This is a genomic window from Lactococcus sp. LG606 (assembly GCF_017309645.1).
GTDB lineage: Bacteria > Bacillota > Bacilli > Lactobacillales > Streptococcaceae > Lactococcus > Lactococcus petauri.
Window position 1 is genome coordinate 1,401,809 of the sequence record NZ_CP071301.1, and the last position, 17,146, is coordinate 1,418,954.

Annotated in this window: 16 protein-coding genes; 2 read left to right on the forward strand and 14 right to left on the reverse strand. The window is 38.3% G+C overall.

Annotation, left to right across the window (positions count from 1 at the left end; genetic code table 11):
* Positions 1 to 137: 137 nt before the first annotated feature.
* The 8 genes from J0J35_RS06985 to metK form a co-directional block, all read right to left on the reverse strand.
* Positions 138 to 617 carry a nucleoside 2-deoxyribosyltransferase gene (locus J0J35_RS06985; RefSeq protein WP_017370554.1) on the reverse strand — a complete coding sequence of 160 codons (480 nt, stop codon included), beginning with the start codon at positions 615 to 617 and terminating at the stop codon, positions 138 to 140.
* Positions 601 to 1,155, reverse strand: coding sequence for a TIGR00730 family Rossman fold protein (locus J0J35_RS06990; protein WP_017370553.1), 555 nt, complete (start codon positions 1,153 to 1,155; stop codon positions 601 to 603). The genes J0J35_RS06985 and J0J35_RS06990 overlap by 17 nt, the downstream gene beginning before the upstream one ends.
* A complete protein-coding gene (locus tag J0J35_RS06995) occupies positions 1,152 to 1,808 on the reverse strand; it encodes a deoxynucleoside kinase (RefSeq protein ID WP_019292455.1) in 657 nt (218 codons plus the stop codon). The genes J0J35_RS06990 and J0J35_RS06995 overlap by 4 nt, the downstream gene beginning before the upstream one ends.
* Before the next feature lie 246 nt (positions 1,809 to 2,054).
* On the reverse strand, positions 2,055 to 4,382 hold the full coding sequence (locus tag J0J35_RS07000; RefSeq protein ID WP_206916313.1) for a primosomal protein N': 2,328 nt from the start codon (positions 4,380 to 4,382) through the stop codon (positions 2,055 to 2,057).
* A gap of 151 nt (positions 4,383 to 4,533) precedes the next feature.
* Complete coding sequence (gene rpoZ / locus J0J35_RS07005) at positions 4,534 to 4,893, reverse strand: DNA-directed RNA polymerase subunit omega (protein WP_003133436.1); 360 nt, start codon at positions 4,891 to 4,893, stop codon at positions 4,534 to 4,536.
* Between the two features lie 116 nt (positions 4,894 to 5,009).
* Complete coding sequence (gene gmk, locus J0J35_RS07010; protein ID WP_017369120.1) at positions 5,010 to 5,639, reverse strand: guanylate kinase; 630 nt, start codon at positions 5,637 to 5,639, stop codon at positions 5,010 to 5,012.
* Positions 5,640 to 5,790: 151 nt separating this feature from the next.
* Complete coding sequence (rny, locus tag J0J35_RS07015) at positions 5,791 to 7,407, reverse strand: ribonuclease Y (RefSeq protein ID WP_019294063.1); 1,617 nt, start codon at positions 7,405 to 7,407, stop codon at positions 5,791 to 5,793.
* A gap of 299 nt (positions 7,408 to 7,706) precedes the next feature.
* Positions 7,707 to 8,900: a methionine adenosyltransferase gene (gene metK, locus J0J35_RS07020; protein ID WP_206916314.1), complete on the reverse strand. Its 1,194-nt coding sequence runs from the start codon at positions 8,898 to 8,900 to the stop codon at positions 7,707 to 7,709.
* Between the two features lie 145 nt (positions 8,901 to 9,045).
* Between metK and J0J35_RS07025 the strand changes: the two genes are divergently transcribed.
* Positions 9,046 to 9,795 carry a biotin--[acetyl-CoA-carboxylase] ligase gene (locus J0J35_RS07025; protein ID WP_206916315.1) on the forward strand — a complete coding sequence of 250 codons (750 nt, stop codon included), beginning with the start codon at positions 9,046 to 9,048 and terminating at the stop codon, positions 9,793 to 9,795.
* Between the two features lie 67 nt (positions 9,796 to 9,862).
* Here the strand turns inward: J0J35_RS07025 and J0J35_RS07030 are convergent, their stop codons facing one another.
* The 4 genes from J0J35_RS07030 to J0J35_RS07045 form a co-directional block, all read right to left on the reverse strand.
* The gene (locus J0J35_RS07030; protein WP_017370547.1) at positions 9,863 to 10,222 is read right to left on the reverse strand and encodes a PspC domain-containing protein; all 360 of its coding nucleotides are present in this window, start codon (positions 10,220 to 10,222) and stop codon (positions 9,863 to 9,865) included.
* 34 nt (positions 10,223 to 10,256) lie between these two features.
* Positions 10,257 to 10,457: a PspC domain-containing protein gene (locus J0J35_RS07035; protein WP_017369124.1), complete on the reverse strand. Its 201-nt coding sequence runs from the start codon at positions 10,455 to 10,457 to the stop codon at positions 10,257 to 10,259.
* Positions 10,458 to 10,494: 37 nt separating this feature from the next.
* Complete coding sequence (locus tag J0J35_RS07040) at positions 10,495 to 11,583, reverse strand: DUF4097 domain-containing protein (RefSeq protein ID WP_017370546.1); 1,089 nt, start codon at positions 11,581 to 11,583, stop codon at positions 10,495 to 10,497.
* A 150-nt stretch (positions 11,584 to 11,733) separates the two neighbouring features.
* Positions 11,734 to 13,311, reverse strand: coding sequence for a glucosaminidase domain-containing protein (locus tag J0J35_RS07045; protein WP_206916316.1), 1,578 nt, complete (start codon positions 13,309 to 13,311; stop codon positions 11,734 to 11,736).
* A gap of 198 nt (positions 13,312 to 13,509) precedes the next feature.
* On the opposite strand from J0J35_RS07045, the gene J0J35_RS07050 reads away from it, so the two are divergent.
* The gene (locus J0J35_RS07050) at positions 13,510 to 14,199 is read left to right on the forward strand and encodes an alpha/beta fold hydrolase (RefSeq protein ID WP_206916317.1); all 690 of its coding nucleotides are present in this window, start codon (positions 13,510 to 13,512) and stop codon (positions 14,197 to 14,199) included.
* A gap of 55 nt (positions 14,200 to 14,254) precedes the next feature.
* Here the strand turns inward: J0J35_RS07050 and J0J35_RS07055 are convergent, their stop codons facing one another.
* Positions 14,255 to 15,691: a glycoside hydrolase family 1 protein gene (locus J0J35_RS07055; protein WP_206916318.1), complete on the reverse strand. Its 1,437-nt coding sequence runs from the start codon at positions 15,689 to 15,691 to the stop codon at positions 14,255 to 14,257.
* Position 15,692: 1 nt separating this feature from the next.
* Positions 15,693 to 17,138: a glycoside hydrolase family 1 protein gene (locus J0J35_RS07060; RefSeq protein ID WP_206916321.1), complete on the reverse strand. Its 1,446-nt coding sequence runs from the start codon at positions 17,136 to 17,138 to the stop codon at positions 15,693 to 15,695.
* Positions 17,139 to 17,146: the final 8 nt, after the last annotated feature.

Sequence of the window (17,146 nt, forward strand, 5' to 3'; positions counted from 1 at the left end):
TTCCTTTTCATACCCTTAATTATAGGCTTTCAACTCAGCATAACTCTTCTTTACGATAAAAAAGAAAAAAGAGAGAAAATCAATACCTCTCTTTTTGTTATTTGTTCGCCCCGAAATGAATAAAAAATAAATAATAACTATATATATTTGCCGGTATAAGGTATAGTTTGAGCTTCCATAAAATCATATGTTTCTACTTGCTCAGCTTCGGTAAAGAAGGCGGTATTTCGCTCTGTGAGCATAATATTTCCCGGTACATCTTCCTCAAAACGTACTAAGAAAGTCGGTTTGCCTTTCGCAATCGCATAGCCTAATTCCCATGCAGTGCCCGAATCAGTATCCTGGCCATCATAATCCAAGATGGCAACAATCACATCAGCAGCTTCAACTTCTTTAACATCGTTTTCCATCGTAGCTTTTGCCCACACTGGTGTAAATGGCTCAATATCCTCTGCTAATCCTTCTGGACGTTGGCAACGCATCGGACTAAAATAAGACGCTACTGTTTCATTACTTGCAAGTGCTGCTTCTAATTTTTTCACTTTTTGAATTTGACTCTCGCTGAAAAAGGGTGCTGCAAGATATACTTTTACTGCCTGTTCAAATGGCTTGTTCATAATTTAAATCTCCTAATAACTCCATTGCTTGTTCGGTTGTTTCAACAAGATGAACGGCTTCTAAAACTTCTAAAGATAACATTTCTTCTTGGGTTTGTTGTTGAATCATATTAAATAAAGGAAGATAAAAGTCTTTATCAATGAAAATAACTGGGCGAATTGCTGTTTGCCCAATACTCATTTCTGTCAAGAGTTGAAAAACTTCTTCCATTGTCCCAAATCCTCCAGGCAAAATAATAAAAGCTTCGCCCAGATCAATCAACTTGCGCTTGCGTTCATCCATATTTTTGGCCAGATAGAGCTCTGTTGCATTTTGGCGAGGTGGTTCTAAAGGCAAAACCCCATCCGGGTAAACAGCAATAACTTGTCCTTTATTCTCTAGCACCGCATCTGATACAGCACCCATACATCCTTCTTGGGAACCTCCATAAACTAAGGTATGTCCACAACGCGTTATCGCTTCACCGAGTTTCTTGCTACGTAATAAATGTGTCGGATTTTTCCCATCACGAGCCGATAAGAAAACAGTCAGATTCATTTGTTGTTCTCCTTCTCAATTTCTGCGAGTTTATCTTTAATTTGTTCAAGGACAAACAATTTTGCTTCTTCATCCTCAACAAAATCATACTTATCGCCGTCAATCTGAATTTTAGGACAAATATCAAAATCCTCAAACCATTTTTCGTAACGCTTGTTTAACTCTTGATAATAGCCATACAATGAACTATCGTATTCCAATTGTTCAAATTCGCGTCCTCTTTTTTGGATACGTTCCAACATTTTTTCAAAAGATACACTTACATGAATCAATAAATCAGGGCGCTTTTTAAAAGTTAGCGTATTGATTTCCTCTAACATATTTTCCAGTAAAGCATCATAAACCTCTACTTCAATCTCTGTTGCTCGTCCCAAATCTGCATTCAGGTGAAAAAGCAAACTGTCCTCATAAATTGAACGATCAAGCACGTTATTGTTATGCGAAAGTGCTCTTTTAATCGAGTCAAATCTCTTATTTAAAAAATAGATTTGCAACAAGAAGGCATATTTTTGTGGATCTTGATAAAAGAGAGGCAAAACCTCATTATCATCTACACTCTCATAGAACGCCTCTGTTCCCAGCTCTTCTGCTAACATCTCTGTAAGTGAACTTTTGCCAGCTCCAATTGTTCCAGCTAATACTAACACTGCCATTTTTTCCTTCCTAACTTTTTGTATTCTTACTCCCAGAATACTATTTGAAAAGGTTCATTGAGCTCATGAACACACTTTTTTTGTTCAAAATCGCCCCAACGCACAAACACAACATGTAGTGGTTAAAGGCATTTTTAATTATAACACAACACAACATATAGTGCTAACTTTAAAAATGTAAGCAATGAAAACCTGATAAAATTCAGACAATGTTCCACAAAAAAAACGACAAGTAGCTTGTCATTTTTATACAAAACTTTGGGGTTCACTATCGATAAGAACTCTAACATCTTTATTTTCACGTTTTTGTGTTAAATCAAGGACCTGATTTAAGACTTCTTCCAGTTGCTCCTCAAAACGATACTTCACCAGTATCTGATAATGATAAAGATTATGTGTTCGTGCAATAGGTTTTGGAGTTGGTCCTAATATTTTAGCCTTCTCTGATAAACTGACCTTAATTATGCTTGCTATCTCATAAGCTTTTTTTGCAACTGTATCCTCATCCTTATGACTAACTAAGATCTGAACCGTAAAATAATAGGGCGGATAAGAAAGTTGTTGCCGGTAATACATCTCTTGACGGTAGAAGGCTTCATAATCTTGATCAGCAACAAGTTTAACCGCATAGTGACCTGGATTAAATGTTTGGATGATAACTTCACCTTTTTTATCCGCACGCCCAGCACGTCCTGCAACTTGCATGAGCAGCTGAAAACTGCGCTCACTTGCCCGAAAATCGGGGAGATTTAAACCAGTGTCCGCATTAATCACACCGACCAGTGTCACATTAGGAAAATCCAGTCCCTTCGCTATCATTTGTGTTCCTAAAAGTACATCTGCCTCATGATGACCAAACTTATTTAAAATTTTCTCATGGGCATTTTTTGTTTTTGTTGTATCTACATCCATACGTAAAATGCGGATTTCTGGTAGAAGTTTTTCTAATTCTTCTTGAACCTTCTGCGTACCTGAGCCATAATACCGTATTTTTCGACTTTGACAGCTCGGACACGCTTGTGGAATCCCCTCTTGATGACCACAATAATGGCAATTCAAAGTTTTCGTATCCATATGAAGGGTCAAAGAAATATCACAGTTCGGGCATTCAACAACAAAACCACAATCTCTACACATCACAAAAGAACTATAACCCCGACGGTTAAGCATCAAGATTACTTGTTCATTTCGCTCAATTTTTTCGCGAATTTTTTGTAGTAAAATATCTGAGAAATTGGCCGACTTGTCACTAAGGTTATTACGCATATCTACGATTTGAACTTCAGGTAGGAAAGCTTGGTCATTAGCTCGATGTGTGAGTGTCAATAAATGATAAACATTTCGCTGAGCACGTGCTCGGCTTTCGAGACTAGGGGTCGCTGAACCGAGAACTAACCGTGCATGATGATATTGTGCACGTAATAAGGCAATATCTCTGGCATGGTAACGTGGGCTTGAATCTTGCTTGTAGCTTGTTTCATGCTCCTCATCAATAATAATAACCCCAATATTTTCTAAAGGTGCGAAGATAGCGGAACGCGCCCCCACAACAACCTGAGCTCGTCCTTCCTTTATCTTACGCCATTCGTCATATTTTTCACCATCCGAAAGTCCCGAATGCATAATCGCAACTTTTCCCCCAAAGCGCGCAATAAAACGATTAGACATTTGTGGTGTTAGAGAAATCTCAGGCACCAGCATAATTGCAGTTTGTCCCTTTTCCAAAAAATGTTCAATAACCTGTAAATAAATTTCTGTCTTTCCTGATCCTGTAATTCCCTCCAGTAAAAAGGGCTTTTCTGCAGAAGAAACAATTGCCTCAAAGGCAAGTTGCTGCTCATTATTCAAAACTTTTGCTTTATCAGGAACGACAGCTTCAAAAACAGCCGCTGTCCTTGAAATCTCTTTTTCAGTCACTTCAACAAGTTCATTTTCTATAAAATACTTGATGATAGCCGAAGAAAATGGTAAGTCTTTTTGACGCACACTTGCTTCTTGGTTTAAAAGATAATCTTTCAATTCTGCTCTTTTTTTGGCCGCTTTGCCAATCTCAAAGGTAGCCAATTTAGCATTAGCCTTTAAATACTTTTCTGTTTTCTTATTTTCTTTTGATTTTGCAGAGTAGCTAACGGATAACTTTCCTGACTTGACATCTTTTAATGCTCGGACTTTTTGACTTTCACTAAGCGCGCTCCATTTGGTTTGAATGCCTTCTTGATTAGTCAAAATCTTATCATAGCTTGAATTCAATAAATTAGGCAACATGGCTTTAAGGCAAGAAATTTTGTAAGAAAAGACAGTATGGCGCATTTCATCTGCCAAGCAGAGTTGTTCCTTTGTCAAGACAGGCTCTAAGTCGAGCAATTCCGCTATTTCTTTGAGTCCCTCTTCTTCCTCATCTACACTTTCAATAATAATTCCTTGAACTAGCCGATTGCCTTTACCAAAGGGAACATGAACGCGCATTCCTGGCTCAATCATCTCTTGCAATTCTGTAGGAATAGCATAGGAGAACGGTTTGTCTGTCTGCATCAGAGGAACATCTACAATAATTCGTGCTATTTTTTTGAACATTTTTCTCCTCTGCTTACTTTTTCTGTATCTAAATATAATAATTTAATTATAGCAAAAAGAGTTAACCGAATGTCAACTCTGAATTTGGGATAAAGAAAAACTTCCAAAGATTTTCTATATAAAATAAATCTTTGAAAGCTGGTACCATTTCTTATTCAGCTGCAGCTGCAGCTGCTTTAGCTGCACGATTACCTTTTTGTTTTGCTTCTTCTTCGGCTTCTTCTTTCGCGATTTGTTCGCGGATAAGTTTTTCAGCCATTTTTTGTTGAAGACGTTCTAATTCACGTTTTTCTTTCAATGTTTCACGTTTAGCATCTGGCGAAGGGTGAATCGTTACTGTTCCTGCCGCGATTTCTTCCAAGGCTTGTAATGTACGTTTAACAGATTTAAATTCCATTGTAGGACGTTCGCCATCACGCAATTCATGAGCACGTTTGGCTTCCAAAACAACGAGTGAATATTTTGAATCCACGTGTTGGAGTAATTTGTCAATTGAAGGTTCTAACATCATATCAGTTTCCTCTTTTCTTTTCTGTACGCTGTTTCATTGGATCTCAGTCACCAATGGGTTCTTCTTATTTAAAACAACCTAAGCGTCTTTCAGCTAAAATCTCAAGCCTCTTGTTTTTAATTTTTACCGTCTTCGTCTAACTTCTCAATCATATGTGCATAACGCTCCATTACACGATCGACACGATAATGTTCTGCCTCAATAATCTTGATGACACGTTCTGCAGCAAGTTCAACCTTATCATTGACAACAGCATAGTCGTATTCACTCATCAAGCGAATTTCTTCTTTTGCTTTCATCATCCGGTTATTGATTACTTCTGCACTATCAGTACCACGGCCAACAAGTCGACCACGTAGCTCCTCCAAATCCGGGGGCGTCAAGAAGACAAATACACCATCTGGTACTTTCTCCTTAACTTGCAAGGCTCCTTGCACTTCGATTTCAAGAAATACATCCTTACCTTCATCTAAAGTTTGATTGACATAGGTTAAAGGTGTACCGTAGTAATTGCCGACATATTCAGCATACTCTAACATCTCACCTTTACGTATCATTTCTTCAAACTCTTCACGTGTGCGGAAATAATAATCTTTTCCATCTACTTCACCAGGGCGTTGTGCACGTGTTGTCATTGATACAGAGTAATCAAAGTTATTTTCATTTTCAAAAATTTTCGCACGGACAGTACCTTTTCCTACTCCCGAAGGACCAGAAAAGACAATTAATAAACCACGTTCGGGCATCTTTTTAACCTCACTTATTGTTTACAATCTATTCTAGCAAAGTTGGGCTTATATATCCACTTCGCGTAATACAAAGTAACTTTAATTAATTTAATTGTAACATAACTTTTTTATTCTTCCTCAAAATAAAAAGCACTGCTGGGAGTACTTTTTATTTTGCATAGTCAATAGCTCGTGTTTCACGAATAACTGTAACTTTAATATTTCCTGGATAATCCATCTCGTCTTCAATACGATTTTTCACATCTCGTGCAAGAATTACGATTTGATCATCTGTAAGCTTTTCTGGCTTAACCATGACACGAACTTCGCGTCCTGCCTGTAATGCAAAGGCACTTTCAACACCGTCAAAACTTGTTGAGATATTTTCCAAATCACGCAGTCGTTTAATATAATTTTCAATCGACTCACGACGTGCCCCAGGACGCGCTGCACTTAAAGCATCAGCTGCAGCAACCAAAGTAGCAATATTACTGTTTGGTTCTGTATCTCCATGGTGACTCGCAATAGTATTAATAACGATTGGATTTTCCTTGTACTTACGTGCAAGTTCTGTACCAATCTCGACGTGGCTACCTTCAACTTCATGATCCAGAGCTTTACCGATATCATGTAAGAAGCCGGCACGTTTTGCAAGACTCACATTTTCGCCCATCTCTCCAGCAAGGTTTCCAGCAACATTTGCCACCTCAACTGAATGGTCAAGAACATTTTGACCATAAGAAGTACGGAAATGCAAGCGACCCATGATTTTCATTAAATCTGGATGGAGGTTATGTGCTCCCACTTCAAAGGCAGCTTGTTCGCCATACTCGCGCATCTTGTGATCCAATGCTTTGCGATTTTTCTCAACAAGTTCCTCAATACGTGCAGGGTGAATACGACCATCTTGAACCAGTTGCTCCAAGGTCATTCGTGCAATCTCACGTCTAATCGGATCAAAGCCAGATAATACAACAGCTTCTGGAGTATCATCAATAATTACGTCGATACCCGTCAAGGCTTCAAAGGTGCGGATATTCCGACCTTCACGTCCGATAATCCGTCCCTTCATGCCATCATCTGGTAAAGTAACTACTGATACCGTTTGTTCAGCCACCGAATCACTAGAGACACGTTGGATTGCAAGTGAAACAATGTTTTTCGCACGTTTATCAGCTTCAGCATGTGCTTTTTCTTCACTTGAACGTATCAGCTGTGCCATTTCTTTGGTTAAACCATCACGGGTTTCACTAAGAATGATTTCTTTCGCTTCATCTTTTGTTAAAGCAGCGATACGTTCTAATTCTTCTTGTTTCTTTTCTTCAATTTCTAAAAGTTCTTGCTCACGTTTATTGAGTGTATCAGTTTTTTTAGAGAGCGCTTCCTCTTTAGAGTCTAAGCTACGTTCTTTATTTGTAAGTTTATCATCCTTACGGTCTAGAACTTCTTCACGTTGTTTTAGGCGTTGTTCAGTTTCTTTTAACTCCTTACGATCTTGCTTAAATTCATCTTCGATTTCACGGCGTTGCTTTTGTTCTTCTTCGCGAAGATTAAAGCGCGCTTCTTTCTTGAATGCTTCTGCTTCGTCCCTCAGGATTTCCGCTTCTTTTCTTACAAGAGCAGCATCACGCTGTGCATTTGCCGTTATCTCATTTGCCTTGTTTTCTGCCTGCATAAAAAGACTCTCAGCATCTTGCTTGTTTTTCTTAATATTTTGGGCATAAAAAATAAAGGCAATAACCAATACAATCAACAAGACAAGCAGAACGAGTGATATGACGTTCATTTGTCTCCTTTTATTCATACCTGCCTTATCGCGATTCAATAAGGCAGATAGCTTGATTATAATTCATGTGTGTTTGCAGAGAAACACTCCCTATATTTTACCATTTTTTAGGATATGTTTCAATTAAGTATTTTACCGCTTTCAACTTTTTAACATTTTGATTTTAAAAGCATGATATCCTGCAGAGCGAAAGATGAAAGATTATGATTAGTAAAACCAGTAAAGCAATAGCGTAATAACGTCCTTTATAGCATTTTTATAAAATAAAAAAACTGTGCATAATAACACAGTTTTGTTGTTTAAAGCAATTCTTTAAGTGTTTCAACCTTGTCTAAACGTTCCCATGGAAGATCAATGTCTGTACGACCAAAATGACCATAAGCGGCTGTTTGTCCATAAATTGGGCGGAGCAAATCTAGCATTTCGATGATACCAGCCGGACGCAAATCAAAGTTTTGACGGATAGCTGCCAATAAGATGTCGTCAGAAACTTTTCCAGTACCAAAGGTTTCAATATTTACAGAGGTTGGTGTAGCTACACCAATCGCATAAGACAATTGGACTTGAGCTTTATCTGCCAAACCGGCAGCAACAATATTTTTGGCAACATAACGTGCTGCGTATGAAGCTGAACGGTCAACTTTTGTGGCATCTTTACCTGAGAAAGCACCACCACCATGAGGTGCGTACCCACCATAAGTGTCTACGATTATTTTACGGCCAGTCAAACCAGAATCTCCTTGAGGTCCACCAATAACAAAGCGACCTGTTGGATTAATAAAGTATTTTGTTTCATCATCAAGAAGATTTTCCGGAATAACTTCCTTGATTACTTTTTCAATGACATCTCGGCGAATTTCTTCATTAGTAGCTTCAGCTGCGTGTTGTGTTGAAATAACCACTGTATCTACACGCTTAACTTGTCCTGCTTCATCATATTCTACTGTAACTTGTGATTTTGCATCTGGACGAAGGTAGCTGATATCACCTGACTTACGTAAGTCTGATAATTTTTTCACTAGTTTATGGCTAAGTGAAATCGCAAGTGGCATATATTCTTCTGTTTCGTTGGTTGCATAACCAAACATCATCCCTTGGTCACCAGCACCGATAAGATCAAGTGGATCAATGATTTTTCCATCTTTACCACGAACTTCTTCTGCTTCGTTTACCCCTTGGGCAATATCTGGTGACTGCTCTACAAGTGAAACATGGACACCGACTGATTTGTAGTCAAATCCATTTTCACTGTCTGTATAGCCAATATTTTTGATTGTCTCACGAACCACTCCAGCAATATCAACATAAGCTGATGTTGATATCTCCCCAAATACATTAACTGTACCTGTGTAAACTACTGTTTCACAGGCTACGTGTGCATCTGGGTCTTGTGCCACAATGGCATCAAGGATAGCATCCGAGATTTGGTCAGCGACCTTATCTGGATGTCCTTCTGAAACTGATTCTGATGTGAATAGACGTTTTTCTGACATTCTTTATTTCCCCTACTTCTTAAGTATTTTTCGGTTACAGGCTTAATGGTAGTGATTGCTCACTTGGAGAGTCTTCTCCCGCCATCGGAAATTGTAACTCCTTTATTTTAGCACAAAAAGAGAATTTTTGATATACTTTGCCTAAATGAAAGATCCTTTAGATAAAAAAATTATTTTAGATGCTAATCCTTGGTTAAACGACGTTAAAATCCTTGATGAATCCATCTCCACACAGTTGGATGCTAAAGCTGATGGTCAAGCCAACACTTTATATATGTCTGAAAAACAATCAGGTATTTATGGCCGTTTTGGGCGGGAATATTATGCCAGCCCTGAAGGAGGTATCTATATGACACTCCTCTTAAAGCCTGTCGGATCTTTGGGAACTCTGCCTAATTACACACTGCTTGCCGCTGCAGCTGTCGTTTCAGCAATTGAAACACTGACCACAAAGAAAGTAGATATTAAATGGGTTAACGATATTTATCTCAATCATAAAAAAATTGTAGGAATTCTCGCAGAGGCCCAAGTCCAACCAGATACGAGTTTGCAGGTCGCCTTGGGCATCGGAATAAATTTTCATATTTCAACATTTCCTGAAGCAATCGCTCACAAAGCCAGCTCATTATTTACAGAAACTCCTACAATAACACGCTCTGAGCTTGTTGCCAAAATCTGGTCAGAATTTCATCAGCTCTCTAAAAGAGACTTCTTTGAAATTTATAAAACTCATTCCTTCATTCTTGGGAAAACAGTAGAATTTGAGGAAAATAAAGTCTTATATAGAGGTACCGCAGTAGACTTAACACCATCTGGTCAACTCATTGTTCACCTTGAAGATGGTCAGATAAAAACTCTCTCAAGCGGTGAAATCTCGCTAAAAAACTGGACGTGATGGACGTCCAGTTTTAATTTTTTCATTTATATTATTAGGAGTTTAGGAAATTCGGAATTATTATTTTTTAAAAATCTGACCAGTCATCTTTTTTCTCATCTTCAACTGGTTCAGCCTCTTTCATCTTACGGCCAGATGAGTGAGATGAAGATTTGCTTTGCCAACGGTCCGCATAGCTTGACCAGTTTTCTTCATTTGTTCTGCGGTAGTTTTGTCTCCCAGCATTACTTCCAGCACTTGGAATAATCCAACTGGCAATAAAGTATACAGGAATAAGACTTCCCCAACTTCCGAAAGCTAAGAGGACATACAAGATCCGTACAAAAGTAATGATATCAGGGCTCCAACCAAAGTATTCACAGATACCTGCAATCGTACCCGTCAACATTCGATTGTTTGGTGATTTTGTTAATTGTTTTTGAGACATTTTCTTTCCTTTCTAGAAGCTGTCCTTCGAATGATTAATGAGGGCTAGGTATTAGCCAACTCGCTACGATATATACAAGTGCAAGTGTTCCAAAACTTCCTAAAGCGAAGAACACATACAAAATACGCATTAGTGTAATTATATCACGACTTAAGCCAAAATACTCGCCTACGCCAGCTATGGTCCCCGTCAGCATACGGTTACTCGATGATTTTGTAAGTTGTCTTTTAGACATATGTTTTCCTTTCTAAAAAGTTTGGAAGGATTTCTGCTTAGTCAATATCTTTAAGCCAGATTGTTCCTGATTTTGTTTCGAGTTCAAAGGTTAAAGTATCTGGACCAGTACGAACGACTGCCGCACCGTTACGACTTGCTTCAAAAGGATTATCCAAGTTCAAACGTGTTTTATAGCCACCAAAGACTGTACGCACATGTCCAACAAGACCGAGATATTCTGGTACAGAAAGTTTCACATCACCATTGACATTTTTCACCATTAATTTTCTTGGTGTATCTTGGTTTTGTGTCAAGAGAATATTCCCATTAACCAAGTTGACATCTCCATCTTCAAAAGCTGATGTAACTCGAATGTTACCATTGACTGAATTCAACTTCAAAACATTTGTTGAACCATCTAAAACTTTAATTTCACCATTTTTAATAGTTACGTTAATGTCTTTGTTGGTTGTTTCCACAAGTTCAACTTCACCATTGACTTGATCAATCTCTAAGTTATCCACTGCTATTTTTTCTACTTTAATATCCCCATGTGCAAACTTGAAATCAAAAGTTTCATACACTTTTTCAGGTAAGTAAAGTTCCAAATTAACAGCTGTACGCAAGCTATCAGATGTCGTAATCTCTAAAACGCCGTCGTTAACTTCGAGTTTTGTTTTTTCAGCCAGATATTCATCAATTTTTTCTTGATCCACTGCACCGTAAATTCTGTATTCAGCTTTTACATGAGCATTTTCACCAGGATAAACGGAAATTTTACCTGCCTTAATGTCTAAATTAACGGAATGAAAGTCGCCGTCAATATCTTTTTCCACAGTTTTTACTGTTGATTTTACTTTCGGAAAGCCTTTAGAGAAGTCGATATTGTCATCGATTGCTTTCGAAGCATCTTTAAATACTACTTTTCCTTTTGACACGATTTGGTCCATGATACCTTTGAAGGAGTCCATAAAGTCAACCTCGTGGTTAACAAATCCTTCTGTATCTGTATAATTAAATTTTTCTTTATTTTCGCTTTGGCCTTCTTCAGCCATAGGATTTGATTTATCAAGCAATTCCAAAGCTTCATCTTCGGTGATAATTCCCCGACGCATCAAGTCCATAATTCTATCTTTTTTATTCATTTTTGTTCCTCCTGTTATAGAACTGAGATCTGTCAATCTCTATATTTAAATTATCCCATACTTTATTGTGGATAATCTCAGTCTTTGGACTGATTTTTTTCTTTAACTTTTTTTAAAAAGAACAAAAAAAGGCTCTTACGAACCGTTTTTTTATTTTTTAGGTTGAATATATGTGGATAAACTTGCATCGCTTGCAGATATCGTACGATAATCCACAACATTGAGTCCTTTAACATTCATTTCGGAAACAAGGATTGAACCATCCTTATTTACTTTTTCCACAAAAGCAACGTGACCATACTCAGCAGAAGCTCCAGCTACACCCGGTGGGAAACTTACCGCATAACCCACTTGTGGAATAGTCGTTGTGTAATAACCTTGTGCGGCACCGTTTGAACCCCAAACGCCACCATTACCCATGAATTGGCCAATTTTTCCACCCAATTGGAAGATACGGTTATACACATATTGTGTACAATTTCCCCAAGCATAGCTTGAGGCACCTGGATATTGTTTGCCATCATATTCTGGGAATTTCAAGTCAGTCGGCATTTTTTCCAATAATGGACTTGCAGGAGCATCGAGATTTTTAAACTCATCTGACAAGTTTTCAATATCGTCATACTGAGTCAAGTTGTATTCTTTAATAATTTGAATGAGCTTAGCGGCATACTCCGGATCCGTAGCAAAGATTCCTTGCAATGAACGTGCTGCATCCTCAACACTGTCACTATTGACCTTCCAGCTTCCAGCATAAATCTTGCTATTCCAAGTTGTCCCATGCAACATCAAGTTGATGTAATCTACAAGGGATTGGTCAAAATTATCATAGGCCCGATAAGTTCCCGAAGATATTGTTACGGACTGCCCATTAAATGCACCAATAATGTTAAACAAATTATGGTAGATAGATGCGACATTACTATGTCCGTAGCCTGACTCCAAAATAGCTTGGGCAATAATTAAAGAAGCATAGAGATTATTTTGTCCTGCAAGTTGTGAAATTCGAGGAGCAATACTTTTGATAAAATCTTCAACAGTTGTGTTGTTAATTTTCGTCAATGGTGGTACTGCAATATTTGTTTTATTGAATTTCAAATCGCCATCTGTACTTGCCTGTTTATAAGTCGTTACCGCATCCTGTGCTGTATAATTTGCTCCAGAATAAACGGGTGCCACATAATTATAGTTAGGTGCAGATGGAGCTGGTGTAGGCGCCGGTGCCGGAGTGCTAGGTTTTGGCGTTGATGGTTTTGGTTTAGAAGGCTTTGGCTTAGATGGTTTCGGCTTTTCTGGTTTTGGTTTCTCAGGGTTCACAGGTTTACCAGGATCTGTTGGGTCAACTGGGTCTGTTGGATCTACTGGATCCGTTGGGTCAACCGGGTTTGTTGGATCTACTGGGTCCGTTGGGTCAACCGGGTCTGTTGGATCTACTGGATCCGTTGGATCAACCGGGTCCGTTGGATTTGTTGAATCCGTTGAGTTTTCTGAATTACTACTGCTCAACTGCCCATCATCCCCAGCTTCAATCTTGTTTACCTCTGAGTTCTGAGTCACAGTATCTACATTCGTTACCACTTTGAAATCTGATGAAGCAGTTGTTGTACTATCCGCATGAGCATTCGCACCAAAAGCAGCGACGCCTAATACTGCCGCTGCACTTAGAGTGACCTTTGGTAGAGCTTTACGCTCCTTTACCTTCATATGTTTATATTTTTTTTCAGCCATTGTTAATTTTATCTTCTCAAGTCAATCAAAAAATCTTGGTTTTATAATCTTTTTTTAATAAAACGATTGGTCACTTTATTCTAACAAAAATTATTATTTCACTCAACCAATATGAGCGATTATTTTACAGTTATTTCATTTATTTTACAAGCCCCATTTCCCAAGCTAATCTGCTATACTAACATCAAGGACAAAATCATGGAAAAATATATTATTACAAGTGATAAGGTGAAAATTTACTATAAAGTTGAAGGTAAAGGACCTACACTTTTACTGTTACACGGCAACTCACAAAATAGTAATATCTTTAAGCCACTTATCAAAAGGCTAAAAGGTGATTATACTTGCATTTCAATCGATACACGCGGTCATGGAAAAAGTCTTTTTAGCGGAAAAAAACTTAGTTTTAATCGTTTAATGGAGGATGTACTTGAAGTGATGCAAGCTGAAGATCTTCAGTCTATCAATCTGCTTGGTTTCAGCGATGGCGCAAATATTGCAATGCTTCTAGCCAGCAAGTACCCTACGCGCATACATCGCTTAATCCTTAACGCTGGCAATTCCACCTATGCTGGACTTTATAGCTTGGTACGCTTCACAGTAAAATCACTCAACATTTGTGCACATTTACTGCGTAGACCTTCACCTGCTTTGCAACTTCTTTTAGAAGATGTGCTTCAAAATATGGATGAACTAGAGAATATCACTGCTCCCACACTTGTCATCAATGGCCAGTTTGATGTGGTTAAAACTGCCCATGCTCATGATATTGCAAAGCATATTCCTAACAGTCAGTTTTTTATTATCCCTTGGGGAAGCCATCTGAGTTTCTATTTTCGTCCCACAAATTTCAGTCAGATTGTCCGTCATTTTCTAGAGGATGCTTGAAAACCTCCTGTTAATAAATCTCTCAATAAAAAACCACTTAAAGTGGTTTTTTATTTCAAAGTCTTTGACCGTTTGATGCAATGACTTCTTTATACCAGTCAAATGATTTTTTCTTCGAACGTTTTCCTGTACCATGAATTTCATCATCCAAATCCACATAAATGAAACCATAACGTTTGCTCATTTCCCCGGTTGAGGCAGAAACAAGGTCAATACAGCCCCAAGGTGTATACCCCATCAAATCAACACCATCTTCGACTGCTTCTTCCATGGCGATAATGTGTCTGCGTAAATAATCGATACGGTAATCATCTTGAATGCTGCCGTCAGCTTCAACTTTATCAATAGCTCCTAAGCCATTTTCTACTATAAAGAGTGGAACCTGATATCGTCCATAAAGATCATTTAAGGCATAACGTAATCCATCAGGGTCAACGGCCCAACCCCATTCACTTTCTTTAAGAAACGGATTTTTTACACCCCCGAGTACCATATTTCCACTTGCTTCAACTCCTTCTTGGGTTTTCGATTCTACAGTTGACATATAGTAACTAAAACCGATGTAATCGACTGTTCCTTTTTTCAAAGTTTCCAAATCTTCTTTCGTTATCTCTAAGTCTTCTTTTTTAATTCCATATTTTTTATGAAGTCGATGTGTAAAGACAGGATACTCCCCTCGCACTTGAACATCATTACAGAAGTAATTGAATTCTTGAATACTTTGTTGAGCAGCTATCTGATTGATTGGATTGGCATCAAAAGCATAAGTTGTCGAATAAATGCTCATACAACCGATGTGTAAATCTTTGTTCAAGGCATGTCCAAATTCTACAGTTAATGCACTTGCAACAAATTGATTATGCCAAGCTTGGAAGACATTCTTTTTATCATCTCCACCATTTGAAGGTACTAAACCTTGACCCAGAGCCGCAAAGAAAGTTGCAGAGTTAATTTCATTGAAAGTCATCCAGTATTTCACTTTGTCTTGATAACGCTCCAACAAAACTTTGGCATAACGAACATAGAACTCAATCAATTCCCGATTTTTCCATCCACCATATTCTTTAGCAAGATGAAGTGGCATTTCATAGTGAGAAATTGTGACTACAGGTTCGATATTGTATTTCAAACATTCGTCAATCAATTGGTCGTAGAATTTAAGACCGGCTTCATTAGGTTCACTTTCGTTTCCCTTCGGAAAGATGCGGGACCAAGCTACAGAAAAGCGATAAGCTTTAAAACCCATCTCGGCGAACAAGGCGATATCTTCTTTAAAATGATGGTAATGATCAATCCCTTTGTGGTTAGGATAAACATATTTGTCTTCATCAATGGTCCAGTCAAAGTCTGGTGAATTGAGAATTCCTAAGCGTTCTTTTCCACCTGGCATCGCATCTGCGACCGAAAGTCCTTTTCCATACACATCAAAGGCACCTTCCAATTGATTAGCAGCTGTGGCACCGCCCCATAAAAAGTCTTTTTTAAATGTCATTTTATTTTTCTCCTAAAATCGTTTCGCCATTTGAGGCAATTACTTCTTTGTACCAGTCAAAGGATTTTTTCTTTGAACGTTTTAATGTTCCTTTACCGTCATTGTCCATATCTACATAGATAAAACCATAACGTTTCCGCATTTCCCCAGTTCCTGCTGAAACCAAATCAATACAGCCCCAAGGTGTATAACCCAGGAGATCCACACCTTTATCAATTGCACGGCTCATCGCCTTGATATGTTTTTGGAAATAATCGATACGATAATCATCATTTATTGTACCATCTGCTTCGACTTTGTCTTCCATACCTAAACCGTTTTCCACAACAAAGAGCGGGACTTCATAGCGGTCATACAAATCCATTAAGGTATATTCTAACCCTGTCGCATCAATCTGCCAGCCATATTCACTGGCTTCCAAGTAAGGATTTGCTGCACCTCCCATCAAGTTCCCCATCGAAGGCTCTGCCCCTTCTTGAGTCGTTACGCAAAGTGTCATATAGTAACTGAAAGTGTACATATCTACTCTTCCTTCTTGGAGCAGCGCATCATCACCTTCTTCTTTTTGGATTTCAATTTTTTTATTTTGAAAGTATTTTTCGATAAGCGCTGGATATTTCCCTTTAACTTGGACATCACCGACAAACTTATTCACAAGCAGGTCGTATTCTTTGGTTTGCAAGATATCTTCTGGGTTTGGTGTAAGAGGGTACATAGTCAAATGAGCAATCATACAGCCAATCTTAAACTCTGGATTAATCTTATGGCCCTCAATGACCGCCTTTGCACTGGCAATAAAAGTATGGTGTAAGGCTTGAAATCTTTTATGCTCATCTTCTGGAATCGCATTGAGCGCAAAATCACCATGTGGATGAAGGCCTAAAACTGTAAGTTCACCGTGTGGCATTGTACCAAAATTTAGTTCGTTAAAAGTGATCCAGTATTTCACTTTATCTTTGTAGCGCTCAAAACATACTTTGGCATAATTCACATAGAAATCAATGGTTTCCCGGCTTAAAAAGCCATCATATTTTTCCATCAATCCCAAGGGAATTTCAAAGTGACTGAGTGTAACCAACGGTTCAATGCCATGTTTCAAACATTCATCAAATACGCGATCATAAAAGAGTAAACCTTCTTCATTAGGTTGCGTTTCGTCTCCCTGAGGGAAAATGCGCGACCAGTTTATACTCAGTCTAAATGTTTTAAAGCCCATTTCTGCAAATAAAGCAATGTCTTCTTTGTAATTATGATAGAAATCAATCGCGCGATGTGAAGGGTAATATGTCTCCTCGTCAAGCACTGGTGTAAAATGACGTTCCTTATTTTTTCCACCTACTGTTTTCATATCAGCTACAGACAGTCCTTTACCACCAACATTATAAGCACCTTCTGCTTGATTGGCCGCGATAGCTCCACCCCATAAAAAGTCTTTTTTAAATCTCATTTCTCTCT